Below are 22,904 nucleotides of genomic sequence, written 5' to 3' on the forward strand. Positions count from 1 at the left end.
TTTCAGCCAGGCTTTAGCGTTATTAGTTAATAACGTTACAATATATACGTCTGCTATACAGTAATTTTACTCTGATTCACCTTTATTAGTTCAGTTAATTCTTCAGGATGTTGCGTTCCCAGAAGGATGAACCGCTTTTTATTTTTCACCCAAATCTCCAACCCGTCGTAACCACTTACGGTGTGGGCAGTACCTTGCAGGGACCATCGTATTCCCCAGCCTCCAAACTCGCTTAAAGGAGCGTATTTTCTAACCCGCATGGATTCAATTTCATTCCAATGCATTTGTCGGTACGTGATCATGAACGGTACCCATCGGTACGCGATCCCTTCTTCATTGATTCGAATTTCAAGTCGCAACACTGCGAAAAGAATAATAACGCCCACCATTATATATACACCCGTGTATTGGTTAGCCGATATAGATTGAATCAAGGTAACGGTCATTGCAAAAGCTAGAATAGCCCATACCCAGAGTTGTCTAAAGTATTGTTTTTCCTGATACATGCTTCTTAGTTGTTTCCATTCATTGTAAAATATAATTTACTTCGCCAGACATTAATATACTATTAAAATTAAAATAAATGAATTCGAGTATAGGTCCAAAATAGAGTTAATCCTGTAACGATAGACATTCCTATTAGAAACGGTAAACCCTTCGGTAAAGACGAGCCAATTCAAATTATAGATATTCCTTAATTAATACTAATATTTAATAATAGCGGTCAAGAATTCATTATTTAAAATAATCTCCAAAATGCTGATTCTGTTGTTTAAAGGCACATATATTATATAATTCGTATCTTGTGAAAATTTCGTGTTTTACAACTTATTATGAATTTTATGAGTATGGATGGAGCTTTTTTGCTAGAGGTAAGTCGCCGAATTAAAGAGAGACGCCTTCATAAGCGAATGACGCTACAGGAATTAGCCGATAAAACCAATGTTACCAAAGGTCTAATTTCCCAGATTGAAAATAATCGGAGTGTTCCATCGCTGCCTGTTCTTTTTAACATTATCAAATCACTTGAACTTGAAGTAGGCGACTTTTTTGAAGGTCTTAAATTTAGAGAACCGCTGATTTTAATTCGTCGTCAAGAAGATTATGAATCTTTCGAAAAAGAAAATACGAAGGGATTTAGTTATCAGCGAGTGTTAGAGAATGTTCTGCCCGCTTCAACCGTTGATGTGTTGTTGCTCGAGTTGCATCCTGATTCGTACCGCGAAGAGGTTCTTACCAATGCTTTAAAGTATAAGTATATCCTTTCGGGAGAAGTAGAATATCTAATTAATGGAAAAAGTTTCACCTTAAAAGCAGGAGATTCACTTTTTTTTGATGGCCGTCTTTCACATGTACCTAAAAATAGAACGAAAGAAAGTTGTCGCATGTTAATCGTCCATTTCTACAATCAAAAATAACTAGATAGAAAAGGGAAGCATCAGCTTCCCTTTTCTATTATTTAATAACTGAATGGCTTTCATTAGTAAGATTATTTATTAGAAATGTATATCCTGCTCCCCAGCTAAAATGCTTTTTTGAATTTAGGGAAAATAGAAAAAGTGTTGCTCTTACTAGCCATTGATAAATTTTAATATGCTCCTATTCCATATGAAACTCATAAGTAACTACCTGATTTTCATCGCTGTATGCGGACGTTGCATTCTGAGTCAGTAAACAATTACATAGGTCCGTTACGGCCCTGGTGAAAAGTTCTGATACACTTTCTGACGGTAAAAATACCCTTTTCGGCTTGCGTTTGAAGCCCACTTTTAATGGAGTCCACGAGGGTTTGGCTGGCTTAAAGCAGGTAATTGACGCAGACAACTTTTGAGTACATTCTCATTTTTGAGCCATAATCTATCTTGGAATAAGATTTTGAACTAAACTTAAACGTGCACTCCGAAAAATAATCAGGTATTTCACGGGTCTATTATATAAAATAAGAAAAGTAGTGGAACCAATACAAGTCTTATACAAATATTCACTATTACTTACCTATGGTTAAGTAAAGTTTAAAATTGATTAAACATACTTAATAAATTATGTTTAATCAACAATTAATTTTATATTTAGTAATACTTACTGTACGCAATCCAATTTTCTATCGCTAATAAAAGTTATGGACAATCACTTGCAAGATTCCATCGAATTATCAAAACAGTACTTCAAAGCTCAGTCACTAGTAACTATGGCTTTTAGGCAGTTTATTCAGTATAAACTAAAAATAGCCAAGCTTGACCTGACTTTTGAGATGTTGCAGGTACTTAGTTATTTATCAGATAAAGAGGGAGTAAATCAGCAGGAAATTGCCAATGCAACGGTTAAAGACAAAGCCAGCCTGACCTATCTCATTGATAATTTAACGGGCCGCGAGTTGGTTTATCGCCAGGAAGATGGGCAGGATCGGCGTAATAAACTCATTTTTTTAACCCCTAAAGCCAAAGAACTACTGGAAGTTACCCTGATTCCTTACATAGAAGAAATGTACTCCAGATTAATAGATAACGTATCAAATGAAGAGTTAAAAACAGTGATAGAGGTGATTAACAAAATGACAGCTAATCTTAAAGTGTAGCTTCGAGCACAACCGTATCTGGTTTTTAGGTAATATGTAACGCTAGTTACAGGGCGTAAGGCATAGGGAAACTTCATTCTATCTGATTCATTCCGATTTGCCGTTCATTACCGCACACTTCATGTTCGTTTACGAACATGTTTTTCCGTTAAAAGTGCTTTATTACTCTAATTTCAGGGTTTTGTAATTGTTGGCATAGCCTTTGAACAGATAGGTAATGAAAAGAATTTTTCATCTGGCTCGGTCGAATAAAAGGGCTGCTCAGAAAAACCATCTGTTTAACAAAATTCATAGCCATGAAACTATTCACTTTAACTGCTGGGTTACTCGCCGGCCTTTTAAGTCATTCATTATCTGCCCAAAATGACAAAGCAACCCGAGAGCTTCCTTACTGGAACCTTTCCGTTTCAGAAGAAGGAAAGACGCCAACCATTCGTTTTTTTTCGGCAGAAAATCGATTAATGTACGAAGAAGAACTGCCCAAAGAAATGGCATCTCTGACGCAACAAAATGTAAACTTATTTAATGAAGTATTGTATACCGTGATGAATCGACGGCTGGTAAGCTCTCAGCTTTCCAACTTAAATTCAGGTGATTTAATGACTCTTAAGTCCAATTATTATACTTCAAAACAAGTCTGGTATAAAAATGGAGTTGCAAGTTTAATGGCTAATCCAGAGATGAAATCACCTGGTAAATTGAGCCTTTATTATTGTCAATTAGATAAAAAATTAGTAAACATAACACTTACGGATGATACGGGAGAACTCGTACATTTTCAGGATCAAAGCAAAAGAACTACTTACCTTCGTATGATTAATATACAAGGTTTGCCTACGGGTAATTACCGATTAAAGATTCATCATCCAGAACAGGAAATCAGGTACCAGATCAGCGTAAATAAATCTCAAAATTCGTATTCAATACAGTATATAAAGTAAGGGTTTCGGCTCCGTTCAGGTTTTTTAAGCCTGAACGGACTTTATTAACAGGCTAATTCAATACCTAAGCTGCAGTTTTAGACATCTGAGATTTAATTAGAGCAGCCCGGTAATAAGCCGGGTTTGCTACAGACAAATCTCAAGGAATCAAATGGCGTCCATCAACTTCACAACTCGCTGAACCTGAACTGCCTGAAAACATTTACCGCGACGAGTTTTAAAACCGTGTTCGTTCAATAGTAAAGCGATTTCAGACCAGTTATGTCCTGATTTTCGAAGCGATTGAGCTAAGATTCCGGCTTTACGGTTGTTTTCATCGGCACGAGCGTTTACCTGATTCATATGCTTTCCTTTACGCTTAGCTGATTCCGTCAGGTTCTTCGGACTTCCTAAATCTACCCCCATCTTGCGTTTTTCGGCCAGAGCTTTCCGGGTTCGTTCAGCAATTAACTCCCGTTCATACTGAGCCATTGTAGCCATGACCCCAATGGTAAGGGTGTTAGCCTCAGGCATATCCGCACAAACAAACTCCACTCCCGAATCCCGAAGGGCGAAAATGAAAGCCACGTTACGCGTAAGCCGGTCGAGTTTAGCAATCAGTAATACGGCCCGATGGGATTTACAATAGGCAATCGCCGCCAGCAATTGAGGGCGATCAGCTTTTTTTCCCGATTCAATGTCGGTAAAGTCGGCAATGATTTCTCCTCGCCCCCGCGTGAAAGCATCTACGCTAGACCGCTGAGCCTCCAAACCTAATCCCGAACGCCCCTGTTTTTGAGTAGAAACCCGAAAATAGGCTACATATGATTGAACCATGACAAAATGACTTAACTAAATATCCTGTAAAAAGGCGAAAATAAGGTTATTTTACAAGTTTTAAAGGAACATTTAAAGAATGTAAAATACGAATAAATAATAATATTCTTCTATACATTAAATTCATCAATAAGAAAAAGCTATTAATTATACAATATTATGAAAATTGTAAGCACCCCGGAGTAACAAGTTTGCCTATATCTAACCAAAACACAAACACGCTATATCAGTGGCTTTTCTTAATCAGTATTATCTTTTGAAGAAGATAGATAAAGAAAGATACCTGAATCACAACAAATACGGCGGTAGCAATTGCAGCCTCGCATAGGGAAGATTCTTCACCAGACATGGTAAAATATATTCTATTTATTGCCATGGACCATTCGGTGGCCTGATTATAGTATAAAACACCAATAGTTATAGCGACTTCTAATTTTCAAAATCTATACCTTCACTAAGTTTATCTAAAAATTATTCGAAGGTTTCACCTAGGTCAATGAAGTCGCTATCAACAGCAATAAAGAGTAAGAGGCAGAATTCATAAGGATACGTACGCTTATCGATCACAACCATTTACAAGTTACCATTTGAACCTATGTAAATAGCCCCGGGAATAAAATCTGAGCAATTAGTTTGAATCCATTCATAAATTTTTCAGCAGGTTCAAAGATTGCATAGGTGCTACTTAGTTCCCTTCCAAATTCATCTAAATACATCAAAAACTATCGGTAATCAGGAGGGAAATTAACTTTAATTTTTTCTTCAAGTTTGTCAATCTACTTTGTAGTAACTAACGCTTCTTTGAAGTGGGGAAATATTTTTTAATAAAGGTTTTCATCATTGTTATTTTATTAATTGTATTCCATTTGTATCAAAGGTGAAAGCCTTTTTCATAGATTTTTATCTGGTTAATAGTTGAATTAGTAGTAATTATATAGCACTTAAGATCCTTGATTATAGAGAAGTTATTTTTCGATGCTTGAGTAACTCTAATCCCTCATCATCCTCAGTGCATTCTGCACTTAATATGGATTCACAAACAATCATTCCGAAATTCAGATTAAACGTGGCTTTATGTACTTCATAAAAGGTGAACCTACCTAGACCCGTGTCATACCAGTCTATTTCAAGTACGATGCTGTCATCATACCCAGGATTACTTCGAGTGATGCTTATCGATCGGATGACAGAATCATACCCATACAAATCATTGAAATTCAATAATATATGTGTCTATCTATTAAGCTAATTCTAAAAAATCTTCCGCCCCTATACCTAGAATCATACAAGGGAACCAAGTTCGAATAATCGCTCTTACCAAACAGATTTTCCCGTATTGTGTTGCTAAGAATGGTTGTTACTAGGATCTAATGCTATAAAGTTAAGTTCCTTGAGAAAATTAAATACCCCTACAACTATAAAATTCAAGCTCTATTTAATTAATCTATTCATAATTCTTTATGGATATCTTATTACTAACTAGTAATGATCCATATAAACCTCCCATTCATTTCTGATTACATAAGTCATTACTCGAACAATTTATGACATGAACTACTAAAAAATACTTAACACAATCGATCCCTTCAATACGTTCTTATCAGTTTAACTAACTAGATTCATAACTATTTAACAAACCTTCAAATACTTCGCAAAATAGGTTTACTTTTACAGCAAATGAACCCACTATATGTTTAAACCATTATCTATTATTTTTGCTCTGATTTTCCTGTTTAGCGGTAGTTCAAAAGTATATGCCTAGCAAAAAACCTAAGGAATATTTTTGGGGATCAGCAGGCATTGGAACCGGAACTTTAGGTAATCTTTCCTTGGCATTGGCTTATGAATTTAAAAATAAGCCTGCCTTGATAACTACTCGCTATGCTTACAATCTCGAAATTTATAATGATGAAAGTGTAACGCCTCTCCAGAACGTTAATGATTTAGGAGTCTTATATGGATATAAAGTAGGTAAGTTTCGTTTTTCAACGGGTTTAAGTAGAGTGTGGGGCGTTAAACGAGGGAAGTTTCTCCGAGAAGATTCTGAACCTTTTCTCTATGGAAAAGATTCTTATGAATCTCTAGGGTATGCGACCATCGGCATTCCGGCTGAAGTTCCATTCATCTTATCCAATCGTGATCTGGGCATTGGCCTAACAGCTTATGGTAACCTGAATACCAAACGTCCTTATGGCGGACTTAACCTTTCTTTTTATTTAGGAGAAATGAAATAAGATCTCCTCAAACGGGACCTTTAATTGCTTTGCTCTCAGTATGAACCTGACTACCGCTGATCAATCCATCCCTACTTATACGCTTGAACAGGATCCCATTATTGGAAATAAACGATTCAATATCGTACGGTTTAATGGTACATTAACGCATCCCTCCGAGCTACTAATGCCTCATCGGAAAGCTTATTATTTACTGGTTTTGTGTCGGCGTGGCAATGGCCGGCACTGGGTCGACATGCGGCCTTACGCTACCAGAGAGCAAACTTTTTACTTTTTTGTCCCCCATCAGATTGTCGTCAAAGAAGAATCCACGCCGATGTGGGGTACCGCTATTGCTTTTGACGAAGAATTTCTGGCTTTACAGGAAAACGCTACACTCAGGCAGTTACCCCTGATTCTCAATCCGCATAACGTACATGAGCTAATGCTTGCGGAGACAGATGTTGTTTTTATGGAAGACCTTCTGGAAAAAATTAGTACAGAACATACGCAGACAGGCCATTGGCACCAACGCATGTTGTCGGCGTATCTTACGGTTCTGTTAACTTACCTCAGTCGATTGTACGCTGAACAATTTGATAGGACTCCGTCATCCACAGAAAAATTATTACTGAAAAAATATCAGTCACACATCGATGAACACTTTCAGCAACTCCATCAGGTAAGCGACTACGCCGCCCTGCTACACGTATCAGCGGGTTACTTAAGCGAAGTAGTCAAAGCACAAAGCGGTAAACCAGCCATTACTCACATTCATGAACGGCTGGTGATGGAAGCCCGTCGGCTTCTTTTTCATACCGAGCATTCCCTAAAAGAAATTGGGTATACGTTAGGGTTCAATGACGCCTCCTATTTCAGCCGCTTTTTCAAACGCGAAACCAATCTTACGCCCGCTGAATACCGGGCAACCACCCGGGAAATGTACCAGTAATGCCGAAAAATGTGTGATGAACAGCGTTCAGAGTCGCAGTACTTTTGTTGTCTCAAACCATCACATACATGAAGACAGCATTGATTACAGGAGCCAATAAAAGCATTGGCTTCGAAACAGCCCGACAACTACTGGAAAAAGGCTATTACGTTTATCTCGGAAGTCGCAATCTGGAAAAGGGTGAAGAAGCCGTAAGTCAACTTAAATCCGAAGGATTTACAAACCTTGAAGCTATTGCCATTGATGTGGACGACCTGCATTCGATTAAAACCGCCCGTCAGATTTTAGGTGAAAAGATTGTTAGCCTGGATGTACTGATTAACAACGCCGGCATCAGCGGTGGTTTCCCTCAAACGGCTAGCGAAGCTGATATCCGGACGTTCAGACAGGTTTTCGAAACCAATTTCTTCGGCGTTATTGGGATGACTCAGACCTTTATAGATTTATTGCGACAGTCCCCTGAACCCCGGATTGTGAATGTAACTTCGGGTCTGGGTTCGTTAACGCTGCATAGTGACCCAAACTGGAAATACTACCATGTGAAAGGAGCCTGTTATACCTCTTCCAAAGCAGCCCTCAATGCGTATACTATCGTATTAGCGTACGAGTTACGGGACACGCCTTTCAAAGTGAATGCCGTTGATCCGGGATATACCGCCACGGATTTTAATCACCACAGTGGACCAGGCACGGTAAGTGATGCTGCAAAACGAGTGGTGAAGGCTGCAACCTTCGAAGCAGATGGTCCTACCGGGCAGTTTTTTAGTGATGATAACAATCCAGAAACGGGATTAAGCCCCTGGTAAATCTATTTGAGACTAATTCAGAAGTGCCCGGACTATTCTACTTGAATTACCCGAGCACTTCTGAACCTCCATCTTCTCAGGAGGAATAAAATTCAAAAACAGAAATTAACGTTATAATATCGTTATAATAATCTATTGAATTCATAATCCTATCTTTTCCTTACTCGCTTTTATATTTGATACTAGGCGTAATACCTCTATCGAAAGGTATCACGCCTGGTTTTATCTCATTTCTGATTCACTGCTTTCACAACGAAGTTTTCAAATACTACCGGAAAACTTTTCTTTCCCGGAGCAGCCGCTACCATACCAATCTGTGCTTTCACCTTTGGCGGAAAATAGGCCAGACGTAGCATTTCAAACTTTTGGTTATCAAAGGAATATTCAATTTGAACGTAATCGCCTTTACGAAGTAGTTTCAGGTAAATGCTCGGCGGACTGTCATGACGAGGTACAACCGACCAATCCGAAAACTCACGGGTTACGACGGCACTTACATTTTGCACGCCATCTACGTATTCAATACCGGTTTTAATCCAGTTTTTCGAATCAATCCGTACCATCAGTCCTGCCTGATGAAAGAGTTCCTGATACTGACCGGATACTTTGACACTGGCTTCGAAGTCGCCGGAAACTTCCTGGTAATAAAAAGGCCCTGAATCTCTGATGAAATCGTAATGCGTGATTCGCCAGAAATCGGTGTTCGGTTCTACCGTCATGGTTAGTTTCTGAGCATCGCCATTCCAGGTTTTGGGGGTATTAAACCAGTGCATAACAGGTTGAGATTGAGCCGAGACAGCGTAACAGAAAAGCACACAAGCCAGGCTAAGAAAGACTTTTTTCATTGATAAATGGATAACAAAAGAGCCAGGCAATAGGGCCTGAAGAAATTCTAAGACCTAGCAAAGCTAGACCACTAAATCATATAGAGCGTTACTTTAAGACCATTTATTCCTGATCAAACGGCCTGCAATGTTCTTCAATCACTAGCCAATGTCCTTATCACCAGCCCATTAACTTTAGATTCATCACCTCGATCTTTCATTAGTAATTCAAATAATTTATCCCGCCTCTTTATAAAAAATTCTTCGCTACTGATTTGGAGATTCCAAAACACTTTTAACTTTGCAATACAAAGTACTTTCCATTAATCTACTAACTCATCTAGATACACGTCTCCATTTTTAAAACTATGAAATCAGAAATCATTGCTCATCTGGATGATCCCAATCATCTTGAAAAGCTCTATCGAACCAATAAAACTGGCTTCAAACGAGAATTCAGTCTGCTCTACCCTGAACTCAAAGGAAACTTACTAGCCGATAGCTGGAACGCCAGGCTTCATTACCAGGCCGAAGAAATCAACTGGGGAAGTAGTCGGGAATTACTTGGGGTTATTCTGGCCTGCCTGCTGGCCAGTGTCTTTGCTAAATTACCGGCCATTGCTTCTATTCAGGAAGAGCTATACTATTCGAGAAATATAGGGTTCATAGTTTTCCCTCTCCTGACCGCCTACTTCGCCTGGAAAAACCAGTTGCCAGCTATCAGAATAGCAATAGCTATTGTTTTGATGATGATTGCTCTGGTGTATATCAACCTGTTGCCTAATAACCCTCAAAGCGATACGCTAGTCTTGTCATGCATTCATATGGTCTTATTTCTCTGGTCGATCTTAGGTTTTGCGTTTGTTGGGAAGAACTTGAACGACGCCGAAAGAAGGCTTAGTTATCTAAGGTACAATGGAGATTTACTGGTAATGACTGCCCTGATCCTGATTTCAGGCGGCATCATGACGGGTATAACGATCGGTTTATTTTCACTAATTAAGCTAGACATCACCTCATGGTATTTTAATTACGTAGTCGTAAGCGGACTGGCCTCGGTAACCCTTGTCGGCACCTACCTGACTCAAACGAATCCGCAGCTTGTTAGCAAAGTCTCACCCGTCATTGCCAAAATATTCAGTCCTCTGGTATTGGTTATGCTGGTTATATACCTTGGAGCGATCCTGTATACGGGCAAAGACCCTTACAACGACAGGGAATTTTTGATGGTTTTTAATGTCCTCTTGGTAGGCGTGATGGCCATCATCTTTTTCTCAATTGCGGAGACTTCTCAAACGTCAACCAGCCGCATTCAACTCTGGGTTTTATTTCTATTATCTGTGGTTACGATTGTCATTAATGGAATTGCTTTATCTGCCATTCTGTTTCGCATTTCTTCCTGGGGAATAACGCCTAATCGCCTGGCTATATTAGGAGGTAATATTCTGATTCTGGTTCATTTATTTTTAGTAACCGCTCAGTTAGTAAAGGTAGTATTGAAACGGGATAGGCTGGAAAGCGTTGGAAAAGTCATTGCTTTTTATCTTCCCGTTTACACCGCATGGACGATTATCGTGACTTTTCTTTTTCCGATATTCTTTGGGTATAAATAATAGCGTACCTACCTAATAGGTTATACAATATACCGAGGTTATACTTTAACTAAACCCCTGATAATCGCCTCCCCTTTTACCCTCCTTTGATATTATTCACCAGATGAATAATATTAAAGGAGTAAGCTCTATTTTTTCAATTTCCTTCCACCTTCAATGCATTAACCATGAATACTTCCGCCCTCCCATTGCTTATCATAATAGGCTTTTTATTACTCTTACCACACGTTCAGGTACTCTACTGTATAGTTAGAATTTTTATGAGCAAGCCTGATCAACAACCGGTTGCGGGCTTATTGTTAACTAAAGGACAAATAGGCTGGCTCCTCTTTCTAAAACTCGGGATGTATATTTACCTAAGAACATCAACCATTGAGGACCCCTCAGATTTCATTTTTGGTGTTCAGATATTATTTCCCCAAAGTGCCTTTCCTGTACTTGAATTTTTTACTAAAACTACGCTTACGCAAAAACCAATACCTGATGCTTTATTCATCAGTATTTTATTGGTAGTAGATTATACGGTTCTTTTCATTTGCTCTTCCATTCAACAACTCATTCAATACCGAACTTATGCAAGATCTTACTGGTTTTCCTGGCTTAAAGGAGTTGGAATAACTGCAGTTCTTACTGTAGTAGTAGTAATGGCCGATCTTTATATTAAAGGCTATTTTAAGCGAGAAAATTGCGGGGAAATCCACGCCCTTGAAATATCAGACATCAATCTTAATATAGGAACTTACATTCAAATAGACTGCTTTTCAGATAATTATAATGGCCTTAAACAATTAAATACGCTAAGAAAAAAAATTCAGAGAACTAAAAAAGCACTTTCTTTCGATTTTGGAATCGTTCCTAGAGGTACATTTGATCCTGAAGATGATGGCTATCATGATATTCATAATAATTATATCTTTGCTAGTTATTTTTACAATTCAAATTCAACTAACTTAAAGATAAGTGGCATATTGTTTATTAACGACCAAGAACAGCTATTAGCTAAGCCTATTTATACTACTAGTAAAATTCGTACATGGATTACCTATAGAGAAGACTTTAATGATCTGAATCGACGTTATTTACAACGTTTTATCAACACGGTAAGAAAAGACTTTGAAAAGAAAGACCATCGAAATTTTACATATCAACTGGTTAATCTTGATGGTTCTAAAAGGGTAAGTATCACTTATGATGAAGATCAGGGGCCGTTTTGGTTTGATTTTAAATAAAGTAGAATGAATGCTCCAACATGAGAAGTCAAGTTTCTGTGTATGGAGCATTCTCAAGCATTTCCTTACCAGAGACCCTTTACCTTACCACGGACAACTTGCCGGTTCGGGAAAGTACTCTTCGCTAACGTATTTTCCCGTAGGGCCATCCGGGCCGATTAGGGCATATTTGGCAATGCGTTTCCCGGCCTCTGCTGGCGTGCTTGTACCCTGATAACCCGTAAAATCGGTTTGCGTATAACCGGGGCAAACGGCGTTGACTTTGAAAGCCGTATTCCGAAGTTCATACGCCAAATTGATGGTGTACATGTTCAGAGCTGATTTGGAAGATTGATACACGGCGAGTTTATGGTCATAACTGCTACTGTCAGGGTCCGCAGCCAGTGAGAGCGAAGCCATGGCGGTACTTACATTAACAATGCGGGGCTGATTCGACTGCTGTAACAAATCAATAAACGCCTGTGTAACCCGTACTACCCCAAATACATTGGTATCGTATACGGTTTTGAATTGATCAATTGTGGCATTAAGGGCCGATTGTGGGAATCCACCGGAGATGCCGGCATTATTTACCAATACGTCCAGCACTTTTACTTTTTCCCCCAAACTTGCCCGGGCTGCTTTGACGGATTCCTCGTCGGTAACATCCAATAGAATGGCTTCTACGTTCGTTATACCCTCGGTCTTGAGCTGGTTTACGGCGGCCATTCCGTTTTCTAACTTCCGACTTCCCAAGTACACAAAGAACCCGTTTCGGACGAGTTCTTTCACTACTTCAAATCCAATGCCTTTGTTGGCTCCGGTAACTAATGCTGACTTCATTTCGTGAATCGTTATAATAAAGAACGAAGCAAAAGTAACCCGCTCGCCAAGAGCCCGCATGGACAAATCTTCTCAAGTTGAGGACAAATCACGCAAGCCTTCCGAAAAATCGCTGACGCTTTTTCCGGTTTTCTTTTTGAAGAGTCTTGAGAAATAACTGGGGTCATTAAAGCCCAGATCATAGGCCAGTTCTTTCACCGAACGACTGGAATATTGCAATTGCCGCTGAGCTTCCAGAATCAATCGATTCGTGATCCATTCTTTCGGCGAAACTCCGGCGTTTTCTTTCACCAGGGCATAAAGGCTACTCGTGGTCATTCCCATCTTTGCTGCAATGGTATGAACGTCCTGCTGTTCGGTCAGGTGTGTTTCAACGATCAGCTTGAATTCTACGTATTTAGACGACCGGGTATTCGCCTGATGGCCCGTTCCTTCGAAATAGGCACTGTTATATTCCGTCAATAAGGCATTCAGATGAGCCAGCACAATCTCCGCCTTTGGGGGTTTTGCCGCCGCATGCAATAACTGAAATACATTAGTCTGAAGAGCCCTCACCCGTTGTCTGGCCTCCGGATCGAAGGTTATCACAGGGGTTTGAAGAGGGTTTAACAGAAAAGCATACGTCTGCGGAAGCAACGCCAAGGTATGTTCATCAAAACTGAGGTGGTAATGATGATTCGCCGGGCTGTGGATCGGATTCGTAAAAATCTGATTCGGCAAGCCAAAGATCAACTGCCCGGCGGAGATGGTAATATCCTGTAAATCTATGGTATATGTTTCAGATCCCTGATCGATATACACAAAGTAATAGAAGGAGAGCTTATGCGGTTGCTGCAATTTCCCTAGCACCTCTTCCGGCAGGGCAATCCTGCAATTTTCATTAATCATCAATGGCAACTTGTCATGATGCCAGAGTGGATCGAGTAATCCTTTGGTTTCCTGCACGGCTACTTTTTTCTACCTAACCCTAATAAGACTAAAAAGAATCATTACTGCTTCATTTTTCATGGTTAAAGCTGGGTCGCAAACGTAACTGTCCGGCGACCCAGCTTTTTCAAATCATTACCAAGAGATTAAAAATACCTCAGACTTTTTTCAGTAAGGTCATTCCGAAACCAGGGTCTGGCGAAGGCACGAATTGGCCCTTCTTGATGGTATACTTCCCAAAATCAATAGCTTCGCAAGTAGCCGGAACGCCCTCAATCGTTACCGTATTACCCAATGCTCCCGCCAGATGTGCACAGTAATACGATTTCAATAACTCTCCAAAGGCGTGAGGCGAAGCCAGAATGCCCCTACTCTTCAACTCAGGCATCAGTTTCCGCCAGGGGGTAAATCCATAACCAATCATGTCGGTCAGGTGAACATCAATGAGCTTCCTGTCTTCCAGTTCCCGCAACAACTCTTGCCGGGGATCTGCTTCACCGTCGGCAAGCAGCATTTGGGGCTTGTTAGCGTTTGTCCAGGCTCGCAGTTTCTGGTAATCCGCCACGGTTTCGGCAAAAGGTTCTTCCATCCAGAACAGCGGAATATCGCCGATACCCTTCAGGTAAGCAATCGTCGTGTCGACGGTAAATCCATCGTTGGCATCTACCAGAATCTCCACATCAGGAAAGGTCTTCGCCACCAGTTTAGTTACTTCAATATCCCGCTTCAATCCTTCTTCTTTGGGCATCCAAATATTACCCCGGCCTATTTTAAGTTTGAGTTGTCGGTATCCCAGTTCATAATCGTGTCGACAGTTTTCAAGAAGTCGGTCCAAACCATCTGCCGTGGTTTTTACGGGGCCTTCTTTGGGTTCCAGCTCATCGAAGTAGATCATACCGCTGTAGCATTTCGTCAGGATAGGCTTTTTCTGACCCATCAATTCATACACGGGCTTGTTCAAAATTACCCCCGCCAGATCGTGCAGAGGGACGTCGAAACCCAGTGCTTTAGAGTCGGTTACTCCTAAAGAGGGCTGAAAAACCTCCGAAACCCGCTTCCCTTTCAAATAAGCGATGGCTTCGGCATTTCTGCTCCCGTGCATGCCCCAGCCTTTAGCTCCCTGGTCGGTAGTCAATACACAAACGCTTACTTTTGGCCCATACCCATGAATATCCCGACGGCCATTTTTACCCACAAAGCGGGGCCATTTGAGCTGTACGTCGGTGTAACTAATGTCAGCGATTGTATGAGAAGCCAACTCCCCGGCGTTCGATGTATTCAAAAGGTAATCGGCTGCGGAAGCTGACAAAGAGGTACCAACGGCAGTAGCCGAAAAGGTACCTTTGGCTAGCTGGTTCATAAACAGTCTTCTATTCATAGTATTTCTGGTTTAGAGTAAAACCGTGGCTAAACCCCTGTAAGACAAAGCCTAACGATCTTCAGAAGATAAAGTAGCATCGCTACGAAATAAACTCACTACTGATGATTTATTTAACTATCCCTAAAGAGAGCTTTTAGATAAAATAAAAGAGACCATACGTTTGTCTCTCTTCATTCGGGAAGACCATTCGGCGGAATTACTTTATACCGGAATCTGTCATCCAGAGCGAAGCGAAGGATCTACTTGACGTTGCAAACTTTCTTGTCCTCGGGCCCTCCTCCTCCCACCGCAGTCGCTCGGCTCTAGTCGAGTGACCACCTAACTCTAGGCCTCTGGCCGGTAGGATGCAAACCCGTAGCGGGCCAGAGAATAACCTTCCCCAACAAAAATATACTTACTAACATTCGCCAGAGACTTACCAGACTACAGTGTCACTCGGGAGCGACTGTGAGGGAATCTATAATGTACAACGTAGCTTCAACCCAAACTTTTGATTTTAAAAGGGTAGAGACGCGACTTCATCGCGGCTGGTCGGAACATGAAAAGAACCCCACCATGGCTGGTGTCTCTCCAGCCATATGGTACGCAAACCCTGGTTGGTGAGACACCAACCACGGCGTAAAGGGAAATGGAAGTCATACAGAGGTAACAAAACCGCCTCTTACCCAGACGCGATAAAGTCGCGTCTCTACTTGGGGATCTGCGATGTACGAGTTTTAATCAAGGATTTTGGTTTTAACTAACTAAGACTACGCTCTTTCGGATTTGTAATCCGAAAGCCCTCTGTAAGGGATTTATAATCCCTAAAGTAACGCTGACCGCCTCTTACCTAGACGCGACTTCATCGCCTCTCTACGGGGAACTCATGACGTACATGACTTAATAAAGAACCAACTGCTGCGAGATTCCCTCTCGTTCCTACCAAGCGGCAGGTTCCCACCTGCCGTTATGGCCTCCGAGCCTATCAAGCAAAAGAACTTACTAAATGTGGGGACTTACCCAAGTTAATAACTTCGTCCCATTCCACCGAAGGTCTCTCCCTGCGTTCGAGATGACAGATGGGAGCATTGGTTTACCCCTCGATTTGCCATCCAGAGCGAAGCGAAGGACCTTACTTAGGATTGAATAACACTTTCTGACTCCCTACCAGTTTCCTCTTCTGTCCACGTATGTTTTTTCCGCAATTCGCTATCTTGCCGTTCTAAACACCCGTATACATGAATCCTCGTCTTCACGCTTCTCTCATTTCGCCCCCAGTTGCGTAAAGCTTGACCACTGAATTTGTCTTTTGCTTACGGGCAAACGGATTTGAAGTGTCCTATTTTCATTCATTCAGCTTGTTGAGCCAGATGTCGTTTGGGCATCTTATTACTAATGCTTCGCGTTAGCCTTACTTACCGTTTAATAGTATTGGATGAATCTCTCATGAAAAAAGCTTTCATCAAGCTCCATATTTCGATTATCCTGGCTGGATTTACCGGCATTTTTGGCAAATTGATTACGTTAAATGAAGGCTTACTGGCCTGGTATAGAATCGCTTTGGCTGGTTTATTGCTTTTAATTATTCTTTCGATTACCAGAAAACTTCAGGCCATTTCCCTTCGGCAAGCGGGACCTCTTGCTTTGGCTGGTTTTTTTATTGGCATGCACTGGATTTTCTTCTACGGAAGTATCAAATACGCCAATATTTCAGTCGGTGTCGTCTGCTTTTCTTTAACGGGGTTTTTCACAGCAATCGTTGCTCCGCTGATCAATAAGCAAAAATTTTCATGGTCTGAACTAAGTCTGAGCTTATTAACGCTAGCGGGTATTATTCTGATTTTCAGCTTTGACACCCGATACCGGCTGGGCATTTTTCTAGGTTTTATTTCTTCGCTGCTTGCTTCATTATTTACCATTAGTAATGAACGACTGGCTCGAAAACATCCGAGCGAAACGGTACTGGTCTATTCCATGCTGGGAGGAGCCGTCTCACTAATTCCCGTTCTGGTCATCTATTGCTATTGGTTTCCAAGCATTTCCCTGATTCCCAGCTTTCAGGATTTGGGCTATTTAATGATTCTGGTCGTTTTTTGTACGGTACTCTTATACCTACTCCAAACGCAGGTATTACGCCAGCTTTCGGCTTTTACCGTTAACTTAAGTTTGAATCTTGAACCCGTTTATACCATTATCCTTGCCATTTTGTTGTATGAAGAAGACCGCGAGTTAAGTCCAGCCTTTTACACAGGCTTAGGTCTGATTATGCTATCGGTTTTACTTCAAATGTTACTAGTAATTCGGGCCAACAAAAAAGCCCGAAAGCAGGTAATGAATGAACAGTTAGAATGAATTTGAACTATGATCGGGCAGGGGTAGGAAGCACTTCATTTCTCAATCCTGCCCGATAATAGTGCCTATTGGTTTGTATTTCAATTAGTTAAATCAATATCTATTTCCTTTTAGGTCTTATCTTACGTAAGAGTTATGGGGTGATCCGGCTTCTATCTCCTAATTTTGAGCCATGCAGGAACTCATTACGTATTTACTTCAATTCGGTTATCTGGATGTCCCCCAACGCGAACTGATTTTGTCCAAAGCCCGATGGAAGTCGGTAGCGAAGGGAGCTTACTTTTCTGAAGCGGGGAAAATTTCCAGAGAAATTGGATACGTAACCGACGGCGTTTTCAGGGTTTGCTATTACGACAAAATGGGAGACGGGTTCACCCGATACTTTGTCTACGAAAATCGTTTTGTGGTGGATATGAATAGTTTTCGGGATGAGCTTCCTTCCGCCGAATACATTGAAGCCGTTACCGACTGTCAGGTGTTAGCTTTTTCAAAGGAAGACTTTACTGAGCTTTCAAGCGTCATACCCGGCTGGCATGACATCTTCTTTAAAATCACTTCTTACGTACTTGAAAACAAATTGCGTTACACCAGTAATATGCTGGTTCAGGACGCCCAAACCCGTTACCTGCATTTTCTCGAACACTATCCCGGACTATCCAATCGAGTTCCTTTAAGCATGCTGGCCTCTTACCTCGGCATCACGCCTTCCTCCCTGAGTCGCATCCGAAAAAGCATTCGCTAATTCATTAGTTGGCAAAGAAAACCGTGGTTCGTTCTGATTACCAAACAATTAATTGGTTTCAGGGCGGGCTTAATGCAGATCATACACTGGAATTTGAAGGAAAGAAGTTTGTTTTAAACACCAGTAAGTTTACATAAAAATTACTATTGGGTATTAAATCAGGAACCAAGCTTACAAAACTGGATCAAATTCACGGTTGAGATCTAAAAGGTCAGAAGATTTGAGCCTAACTTACGGGGCAATAGGACTACTTTGCTATCTTCAACACTTTATCATTTGTAAGTGACCTAACCGTGAAATCTATCTTTCTGCTAGTTGTCTTCATTATTCTTTTTACTGAAAATCTTTTTGCACAGCATCCTACTCCCACAAATCAGCCGAACCAAGTTCTGGCAGAAAGTTTAGTTAAGATAGGAGAGCAAAAAATGAATGCGGGGTCTTATGCTGCTGCGATTCCGTATTTTGAAAAAAGCTTGCATCTGTATGAGAGCTTACCATTACCTGATGAAGCAGGTAATAGCCTAAAACAAATCGCTTTGGCCTATTATTATCAGGGAAACTACACAAAAGCTCTGGAATTCTTCCATAAGAGTAGATACTCCTATCAGAAAGCGAAGAATAAGGTAGGAGAATCTAAGATCTTAAACAATATAGGAGCGGTATATTACTATCTGGGTAATAAACTCAAAGCTCTTGAACTTTATAAACAGGCCATCGATGTACAAAAAGCAGTAGGCGATCGAAAGATCTTTGCTGCCACTACTCAGAATATCGGAGGAATTTACGTTTCTATTAAAGATTATAAAAATGGCATGGCTTATTTTCAGCAAGCCCTGAAGTTACAGCTAGAATTAAAAGATTCTGCATCATTATCCCAAACGCTAAACGGGATCGGCGAGATTTATGCCAGACAATATAACTACTTAGAGGCTTTCCGTTACCTTAATCAGTCGTTAGCGATTGCTAATAAACTGGATAACAAGGTGAAGCAATTAGAAGTTTTGCACAGTCTAGGTGAGTTATTTAATCATCAGAAAAAGTACGCACAAGCTCTTTATTACTATCAATCGTCCTTAGCTATTTCTCAAAAAATCAACAATTTACAGTACTTGAGTACCTCCAAAATTGCTCTGGGAGATGTATTTAATAAAACAGGTCAAAGCTCAGAAGCCATTAAATCATGTCACGAAGGCCTCATTACAGCTGAGAAACTAGGCTCTGTTACCCTCAAGAGAGAAGCCTGTGATTGCCTTTATAAGTCTTATAAATCAATTGGAAACGCCGTTTTAGCTCTTCGTTTTTATGAAAAAGCCACAATTTATAAAGATAGTTTACGATCTGAAGAAATTGCGAGCCAGGCCCAGAGCATGGAATTCCAAAAGCAACAACTTGCCGACAGTATTACTCACGCACGTAAGGAATACGTTATTCAACAAAAGCATAAAGAAGAAGTACGAAAAAAAGAACAGCAACGCAACTACATTTTCGTTTCGCTAGGCTTTCTTTCCATTGTTGCTATAGGTTTGTGGAGTCGCCTGAACTATGTAAGGAGATCAAAGAAAATTCTGCAAAAAGAGAAAGATCGCTCTGAAAATTTATTACTTAATATTTTGCCTAAAGAGATTGCCGATGAGTTAATGGAAAAAGGTAGCGTAGAAGCCCAGAATTTTAGTTCCGTAGCTATTCTGTTTAGTGATTTTAAGTCTTTTACCCAAACGGCGGAAAAGATGTCGCCTCAAAGTCTGGTAGAAGAGCTGAACGTTTGTTTTAAAGCCTTTGATTTAATCGTTGAAAAATATAAAATCGAGAAAATCAAGACCATTGGTGATGCATACATGGCAGCGGGCGGACTTCCTAACCCCGATCAGCAAGCGGCATGGAATACTGTTTGTGCTGCCCTAGAAATGCAGGATTTCATTACCCGCAGAAAAATAGATCATCAATTCAGCAATAACCCTACTTTTGAAATGCGGGTGGGTATTCACAGTGGCCCGGTAGTGGCGGGCGTTGTCGGAGTGAAAAAATTTCAATATGATGTATGGGGCGATACCGTAAACACGGCTAGCCGAATTGAAAGCAATGGAGAACCCGGAAAAGTGAATGTCAGCGAAACGATTTATAACTTATTAAAGGATGATCCTACCTTCTTGTTTGACTATCGCGGAATAATTAATGCCAAGGGCAAAGGAGATATTAAGATGTATTTTGTCAAAAAGGCCTAATAAAAGTGAATTATATTCAGTTTCTGGAAAATGAATTAAAAATTCCCATCATCTACATTTCCGTAGGGCCAGATCGGAACCAGACGCTTTTGAATCAGTAGTTGATGATGTTACCCAACAGACTATCGAAAGAAGCTTAGAATCTTTTTCGATAGACTGGTTTGTTTGATTAAGTAAGAAATCCTGCGAAGAGAGGTTCCGTCCTTTGAAGACTAGTAGTATCATTGAATCTGTTCAATTTTAGCCTTAAAATGAACAGATGGCTCAGACTAGAATTAAATACAACGGAGCCAAAAGCACCCCACCTTTTTCCAAATCCAGCCCTAAAAACATATAATTATTCTAATAGGATAGAAATGGGCAAAGACTGCTATGAAAGATAATGTAATGGTACTTAGTAAGGTCCAAATAGCACTATTAAGCTCCGAAGACGGGCCATTTGCTTAGTTTAGGGCCATTGATTCAACCTTATCATTCTCTTATGACTAACTACTATTGCTAAATAAAATACAGGTAGTACCTATAAATGGTTATGAAATCTATTGGCATCTTCCGTTAATACTTCAATTAAATTCTCTTTTTAGGGCTGCAAACGCTTACTTTTACCTGATATTCAGTTCGGTCATCGTTGAATATTTAACTATTGGAAGACGGGTTAAAAAAAATTATAAAAAATATCCTGTTTGGCTTAAGGGATTTTTGAGGCCATTGTGTCTTCCCACTGAATTGTCTCTGTAAGGCAGATCTATCCTAATATAAACTCATGCAGTTAGCTAGCAACTGGAACCCTTTTTCAACAACTGAACACGCCTCATCGGCTGATGATTCAGAGAATGAATCGTTGTTGAAGAGCTCTGACCAGGAGCTATTCGTTCGGAAAACCTTTGAGACCAATCCTAAGCTAGGCTGTGAGATGCTCTTCCGTCGCCACTACGTGGAGTTATGCAGTCATGCCGTGCGTTTCGTAGGGTCGAAGTCCGTTGCTGAAGATTTAGTTGCTGATATTTTCTGTCAGTTTTACGAAAACCAGGTTTTCTCCAGCATCACCAGTTCGTACCGGGCTTACCTTTTCAAGACGGTACGTAATCGGGCTTACAATTACATCCGGCAGTCTTTTCAGCGGGATGTTCCCATTGAGGAAGCGGAGTTTTTCACGAGCGAACACACGCAACAGCCGGATGCACTGACGCAGTATGATGAATTATACCAGGATGTGGAAAAAGCCATCGAGTCATTACCCGTTCAGAGACGAAGAATTTATTTAATGTGTCGGTTTGAAGGAAGAAGACAGGCCGAAATTGCCAGCGAACTCGGGCTGTCGGTACGTACCGTGGAGGTTCAGATTCGGCTGGCCAATCAGACTATTCGGCAAATGTTAAAGTCCCGCTGGTTCACCGTATTGTCAGGGTTACTTTTTCATTTTTTCGCCTAATTGTTCTGATTCTGCCCTCTAAGCTTTCTTCTTACCTAACTGAATTTCAGCGATGAACCCACTCATCAATAAACAACTCATTTTCGAATTTTTATCGGGCAATGCTACGGTTTTGCAGCGAAAGCAAATCGATGAATGGAGTCAGGAACCGCAAAACGAAGAATTATTTTACGAATGGTTGCAGGAATGGGAACGAACCCACCTTCAATACCAAGCCGACCGCGATAAAGCATTTGAGCAGTACCAGGAATTTTTACACCACAACCAGCGTCCCAGGCAAGTAAGTCAGGAAACTTCCTTTTTTCGTCGCTGGAACCTCCACCGGAACTGGCTTTTTTCATCGGCTGCGGCTTCTGTTATCCTTGTCATAGGTTGCTATTACCTGGGTCCTCAATTATTAAAACAAACCTACCGAACCAATTTTGGACAGACCCAGGTAGTGACCCTTCCCGACGGAAGCCAAGTAACGCTGAATGCCAATTCAACCCTGAAAGTCCCCCTATTTGGTTTTACCAGCCACCGTCAGGTTTGGCTCGAAGGCGAAGCTCTATTTTCGGTTCAACACACGGCAACGAATGAACAATTCGTCGTAAAAACCAGCCGGGGTGCCGATGTGGTAGTCTTGGGAACGGAGTTCAATTTATACAGTCGTGCCCGCGGCACGGAAGTCGCTTTACACCGGGGAAAGGTTGAATTTCATTACCATAAATCAGGTAAAGTCGCGGCTCCCTTAACCCTTAAGCCGGGCGATCTGGTAAATGTCAGTCCCAGTGGAAAAGCTCAGTTGAAAAAAGCAGAACAATCGAGACATTTTTCCGCCTGGCGTGATGGCCGTTATGTTTTCAAGGAGACTTCCTTACGAGAGCTCACGTACCTTTTTGAAGAGAATTTTGGGATTACCCTAGTGATTCCCGAACCCGAAACTGCTGCCTTAACCCTTTCGGGGACGTACCCTACAGAGAATGCTGAAGAATTACTAAGTATCATTGCCGAAGTCTTGAATTTACGTATCATTCGTCATAACAAACAGGTCTTTTTACAATCTACTTCTATCACATAATCCCTCTCTTTTACCATT

The 22,904-nt window shown here is 40.8% G+C and carries 19 protein-coding genes; 13 read left to right on the plus strand and 6 right to left on the minus strand.

Going from position 1 to position 22,904, the window contains the following annotated elements:
- Nucleotides 1-53 precede the first annotated feature (53 nt).
- Complete coding sequence (locus QE357_RS23135; protein ID WP_309713126.1) at nt 54-506, minus strand: hypothetical protein; 453 nt, start codon at nt 504-506, stop codon at nt 54-56.
- 336 nt (nt 507-842) lie between these two features.
- On the opposite strand from QE357_RS23135, the gene QE357_RS23140 reads away from it, so the two are divergent.
- The 3 genes from QE357_RS23140 to QE357_RS23150 all read left to right on the plus strand — a co-directional run bounded on the left by QE357_RS23140 (nt 843) and on the right by QE357_RS23150 (nt 3,516).
- A complete protein-coding gene (locus QE357_RS23140; RefSeq protein ID WP_309713129.1) occupies nt 843-1,418 on the plus strand; it encodes an XRE family transcriptional regulator in 576 nt (191 codons plus the stop codon).
- A gap of 701 nt (nt 1,419-2,119) precedes the next feature.
- Nucleotides 2,120-2,575, plus strand: a complete 456-nt coding sequence (locus QE357_RS23145) for a MarR family transcriptional regulator (protein WP_309713132.1) — start codon at nt 2,120-2,122, stop codon at nt 2,573-2,575.
- Nucleotides 2,576-2,871: 296 nt separating this feature from the next.
- Complete coding sequence (locus QE357_RS23150; RefSeq protein WP_309713135.1) at nt 2,872-3,516, plus strand: hypothetical protein; 645 nt, start codon at nt 2,872-2,874, stop codon at nt 3,514-3,516.
- Nucleotides 3,517-3,663: 147 nt separating this feature from the next.
- On the opposite strand, the gene QE357_RS23155 is transcribed toward QE357_RS23150, so the two are convergent.
- Nucleotides 3,664-4,332 carry a recombinase family protein gene (locus QE357_RS23155; RefSeq protein WP_309713139.1) on the minus strand — a complete coding sequence of 223 codons (669 nt, stop codon included), beginning with the start codon at nt 4,330-4,332 and terminating at the stop codon, nt 3,664-3,666.
- A 1,754-nt stretch (nt 4,333-6,086) separates the two neighbouring features.
- Between QE357_RS23155 and QE357_RS23160 the strand changes: the two genes are divergently transcribed.
- The 3 genes from QE357_RS23160 (at nt 6,087) to QE357_RS23170 (ending at nt 8,303) form a co-directional block, all read left to right on the plus strand.
- On the plus strand, nt 6,087-6,566 hold the full coding sequence (locus QE357_RS23160) for a hypothetical protein (protein WP_309713141.1): 480 nt from the start codon (nt 6,087-6,089) through the stop codon (nt 6,564-6,566).
- 40 nt (nt 6,567-6,606) lie between these two features.
- Nucleotides 6,607-7,497 carry a helix-turn-helix domain-containing protein gene (locus tag QE357_RS23165; RefSeq protein WP_309713144.1) on the plus strand — a complete coding sequence of 297 codons (891 nt, stop codon included), beginning with the start codon at nt 6,607-6,609 and terminating at the stop codon, nt 7,495-7,497.
- 68 nt (nt 7,498-7,565) lie between these two features.
- Entirely contained in the window at nt 7,566-8,303 is a 738-nt protein-coding gene (locus tag QE357_RS23170; RefSeq protein ID WP_309713147.1) for an SDR family oxidoreductase, read from the plus strand.
- 227 nt (nt 8,304-8,530) lie between these two features.
- Here QE357_RS23170 and QE357_RS23175 read toward each other — a convergent pair whose 3' ends face one another.
- On the minus strand, nt 8,531-9,148 hold the full coding sequence (locus tag QE357_RS23175) for a DUF1349 domain-containing protein (RefSeq protein ID WP_309713150.1): 618 nt from the start codon (nt 9,146-9,148) through the stop codon (nt 8,531-8,533).
- A gap of 347 nt (nt 9,149-9,495) precedes the next feature.
- Between QE357_RS23175 and QE357_RS23180 the strand changes: the two genes are divergently transcribed.
- Both QE357_RS23180 and QE357_RS23185 read left to right on the plus strand, forming a co-directional pair.
- On the plus strand, nt 9,496-10,740 hold the full coding sequence (locus QE357_RS23180; protein ID WP_309713152.1) for a hypothetical protein: 1,245 nt from the start codon (nt 9,496-9,498) through the stop codon (nt 10,738-10,740).
- 167 nt (nt 10,741-10,907) lie between these two features.
- Nucleotides 10,908-11,969, plus strand: coding sequence for a hypothetical protein (locus tag QE357_RS23185; protein ID WP_309713155.1), 1,062 nt, complete (start codon nt 10,908-10,910; stop codon nt 11,967-11,969).
- A gap of 84 nt (nt 11,970-12,053) precedes the next feature.
- On the opposite strand, the gene QE357_RS23190 is transcribed toward QE357_RS23185, so the two are convergent.
- The 3 genes from QE357_RS23190 to QE357_RS23200 all read right to left on the minus strand — a co-directional run bounded on the left by QE357_RS23190 (nt 12,054) and on the right by QE357_RS23200 (nt 15,096).
- Nucleotides 12,054-12,851: an SDR family oxidoreductase gene (locus QE357_RS23190; protein ID WP_309713158.1), complete on the minus strand. Its 798-nt coding sequence runs from the start codon at nt 12,849-12,851 to the stop codon at nt 12,054-12,056.
- Nucleotides 12,852-12,863: 12 nt separating this feature from the next.
- On the minus strand, nt 12,864-13,736 hold the full coding sequence (locus tag QE357_RS23195; RefSeq protein ID WP_309713161.1) for an AraC family transcriptional regulator: 873 nt from the start codon (nt 13,734-13,736) through the stop codon (nt 12,864-12,866).
- A gap of 139 nt (nt 13,737-13,875) precedes the next feature.
- Nucleotides 13,876-15,096, minus strand: a complete 1,221-nt coding sequence (locus QE357_RS23200; RefSeq protein WP_309713164.1) for an enolase C-terminal domain-like protein — start codon at nt 15,094-15,096, stop codon at nt 13,876-13,878.
- Nucleotides 15,097-16,524: 1,428 nt separating this feature from the next.
- Here QE357_RS23200 and QE357_RS23205 point away from each other — a divergent pair.
- From QE357_RS23205 to QE357_RS23225, 5 genes are all read left to right on the plus strand, one after another.
- The gene (locus QE357_RS23205; protein WP_309713167.1) at nt 16,525-17,430 is read left to right on the plus strand and encodes a DMT family transporter; all 906 of its coding nucleotides are present in this window, start codon (nt 16,525-16,527) and stop codon (nt 17,428-17,430) included.
- Between the two features lie 172 nt (nt 17,431-17,602).
- Complete coding sequence (locus QE357_RS23210; RefSeq protein ID WP_309713170.1) at nt 17,603-18,172, plus strand: Crp/Fnr family transcriptional regulator; 570 nt, start codon at nt 17,603-17,605, stop codon at nt 18,170-18,172.
- Nucleotides 18,173-18,465: 293 nt separating this feature from the next.
- Nucleotides 18,466-20,394 carry an adenylate/guanylate cyclase domain-containing protein gene (locus tag QE357_RS23215; protein ID WP_309713173.1) on the plus strand — a complete coding sequence of 643 codons (1,929 nt, stop codon included), beginning with the start codon at nt 18,466-18,468 and terminating at the stop codon, nt 20,392-20,394.
- Nucleotides 20,395-21,157: 763 nt separating this feature from the next.
- Nucleotides 21,158-21,826, plus strand: coding sequence for an RNA polymerase sigma-70 factor (locus QE357_RS23220; protein ID WP_307143654.1), 669 nt, complete (start codon nt 21,158-21,160; stop codon nt 21,824-21,826).
- A 52-nt stretch (nt 21,827-21,878) separates the two neighbouring features.
- Nucleotides 21,879-22,886 carry a FecR domain-containing protein gene (locus QE357_RS23225; RefSeq protein ID WP_309713178.1) on the plus strand — a complete coding sequence of 336 codons (1,008 nt, stop codon included), beginning with the start codon at nt 21,879-21,881 and terminating at the stop codon, nt 22,884-22,886.
- Nucleotides 22,887-22,904: the final 18 nt, after the last annotated feature.

This window comes from Siphonobacter sp. SORGH_AS_0500, from assembly GCF_031453245.1.
Taxonomy (GTDB): Bacteria; Bacteroidota; Bacteroidia; order Cytophagales; family Spirosomataceae; genus Siphonobacter.

What these genes read in the sequence shown, in the direction of transcription:
- QE357_RS23135 (WP_309713126.1), bottom strand. Translation starts at nt 506, where the DNA reads ATGTATCAGGAAAAACAATACTTTAGACAACTCTGGGTATGGGCTATT.
- QE357_RS23140 (WP_309713129.1), top strand. Translation starts at nt 843, where the DNA reads ATGAGTATGGATGGAGCTTTTTTGCTAGAGGTAAGTCGCCGAATTAAA.
- QE357_RS23145 (WP_309713132.1), top strand. Translation starts at nt 2,120, where the DNA reads ATGGACAATCACTTGCAAGATTCCATCGAATTATCAAAACAGTACTTC.
- QE357_RS23150 (WP_309713135.1), top strand. Translation starts at nt 2,872, where the DNA reads ATGAAACTATTCACTTTAACTGCTGGGTTACTCGCCGGCCTTTTAAGT.
- QE357_RS23155 (WP_309713139.1), bottom strand. Translation starts at nt 4,332, where the DNA reads ATGGTTCAATCATATGTAGCCTATTTTCGGGTTTCTACTCAAAAACAG.
- QE357_RS23160 (WP_309713141.1), top strand. Translation starts at nt 6,087, where the DNA reads ATGCCTAGCAAAAAACCTAAGGAATATTTTTGGGGATCAGCAGGCATT.
- QE357_RS23165 (WP_309713144.1), top strand. Translation starts at nt 6,607, where the DNA reads ATGAACCTGACTACCGCTGATCAATCCATCCCTACTTATACGCTTGAA.
- QE357_RS23170 (WP_309713147.1), top strand. Translation starts at nt 7,566, where the DNA reads ATGAAGACAGCATTGATTACAGGAGCCAATAAAAGCATTGGCTTCGAA.
- QE357_RS23175 (WP_309713150.1), bottom strand. Translation starts at nt 9,148, where the DNA reads ATGAAAAAAGTCTTTCTTAGCCTGGCTTGTGTGCTTTTCTGTTACGCT.
- QE357_RS23180 (WP_309713152.1), top strand. Translation starts at nt 9,496, where the DNA reads ATGAAATCAGAAATCATTGCTCATCTGGATGATCCCAATCATCTTGAA.
- QE357_RS23185 (WP_309713155.1), top strand. Translation starts at nt 10,908, where the DNA reads ATGAATACTTCCGCCCTCCCATTGCTTATCATAATAGGCTTTTTATTA.
- QE357_RS23190 (WP_309713158.1), bottom strand. Translation starts at nt 12,851, where the DNA reads ATGCGGGCTCTTGGCGAGCGGGTTACTTTTGCTTCGTTCTTTATTATA.
- QE357_RS23200 (WP_309713164.1), bottom strand. Translation starts at nt 15,096, where the DNA reads ATGAATAGAAGACTGTTTATGAACCAGCTAGCCAAAGGTACCTTTTCG.
- QE357_RS23205 (WP_309713167.1), top strand. Translation starts at nt 16,525, where the DNA reads ATGAAAAAAGCTTTCATCAAGCTCCATATTTCGATTATCCTGGCTGGA.
- QE357_RS23210 (WP_309713170.1), top strand. Translation starts at nt 17,603, where the DNA reads ATGCAGGAACTCATTACGTATTTACTTCAATTCGGTTATCTGGATGTC.
- QE357_RS23220 (WP_307143654.1), top strand. Translation starts at nt 21,158, where the DNA reads ATGCAGTTAGCTAGCAACTGGAACCCTTTTTCAACAACTGAACACGCC.
- QE357_RS23225 (WP_309713178.1), top strand. Translation starts at nt 21,879, where the DNA reads ATGAACCCACTCATCAATAAACAACTCATTTTCGAATTTTTATCGGGC.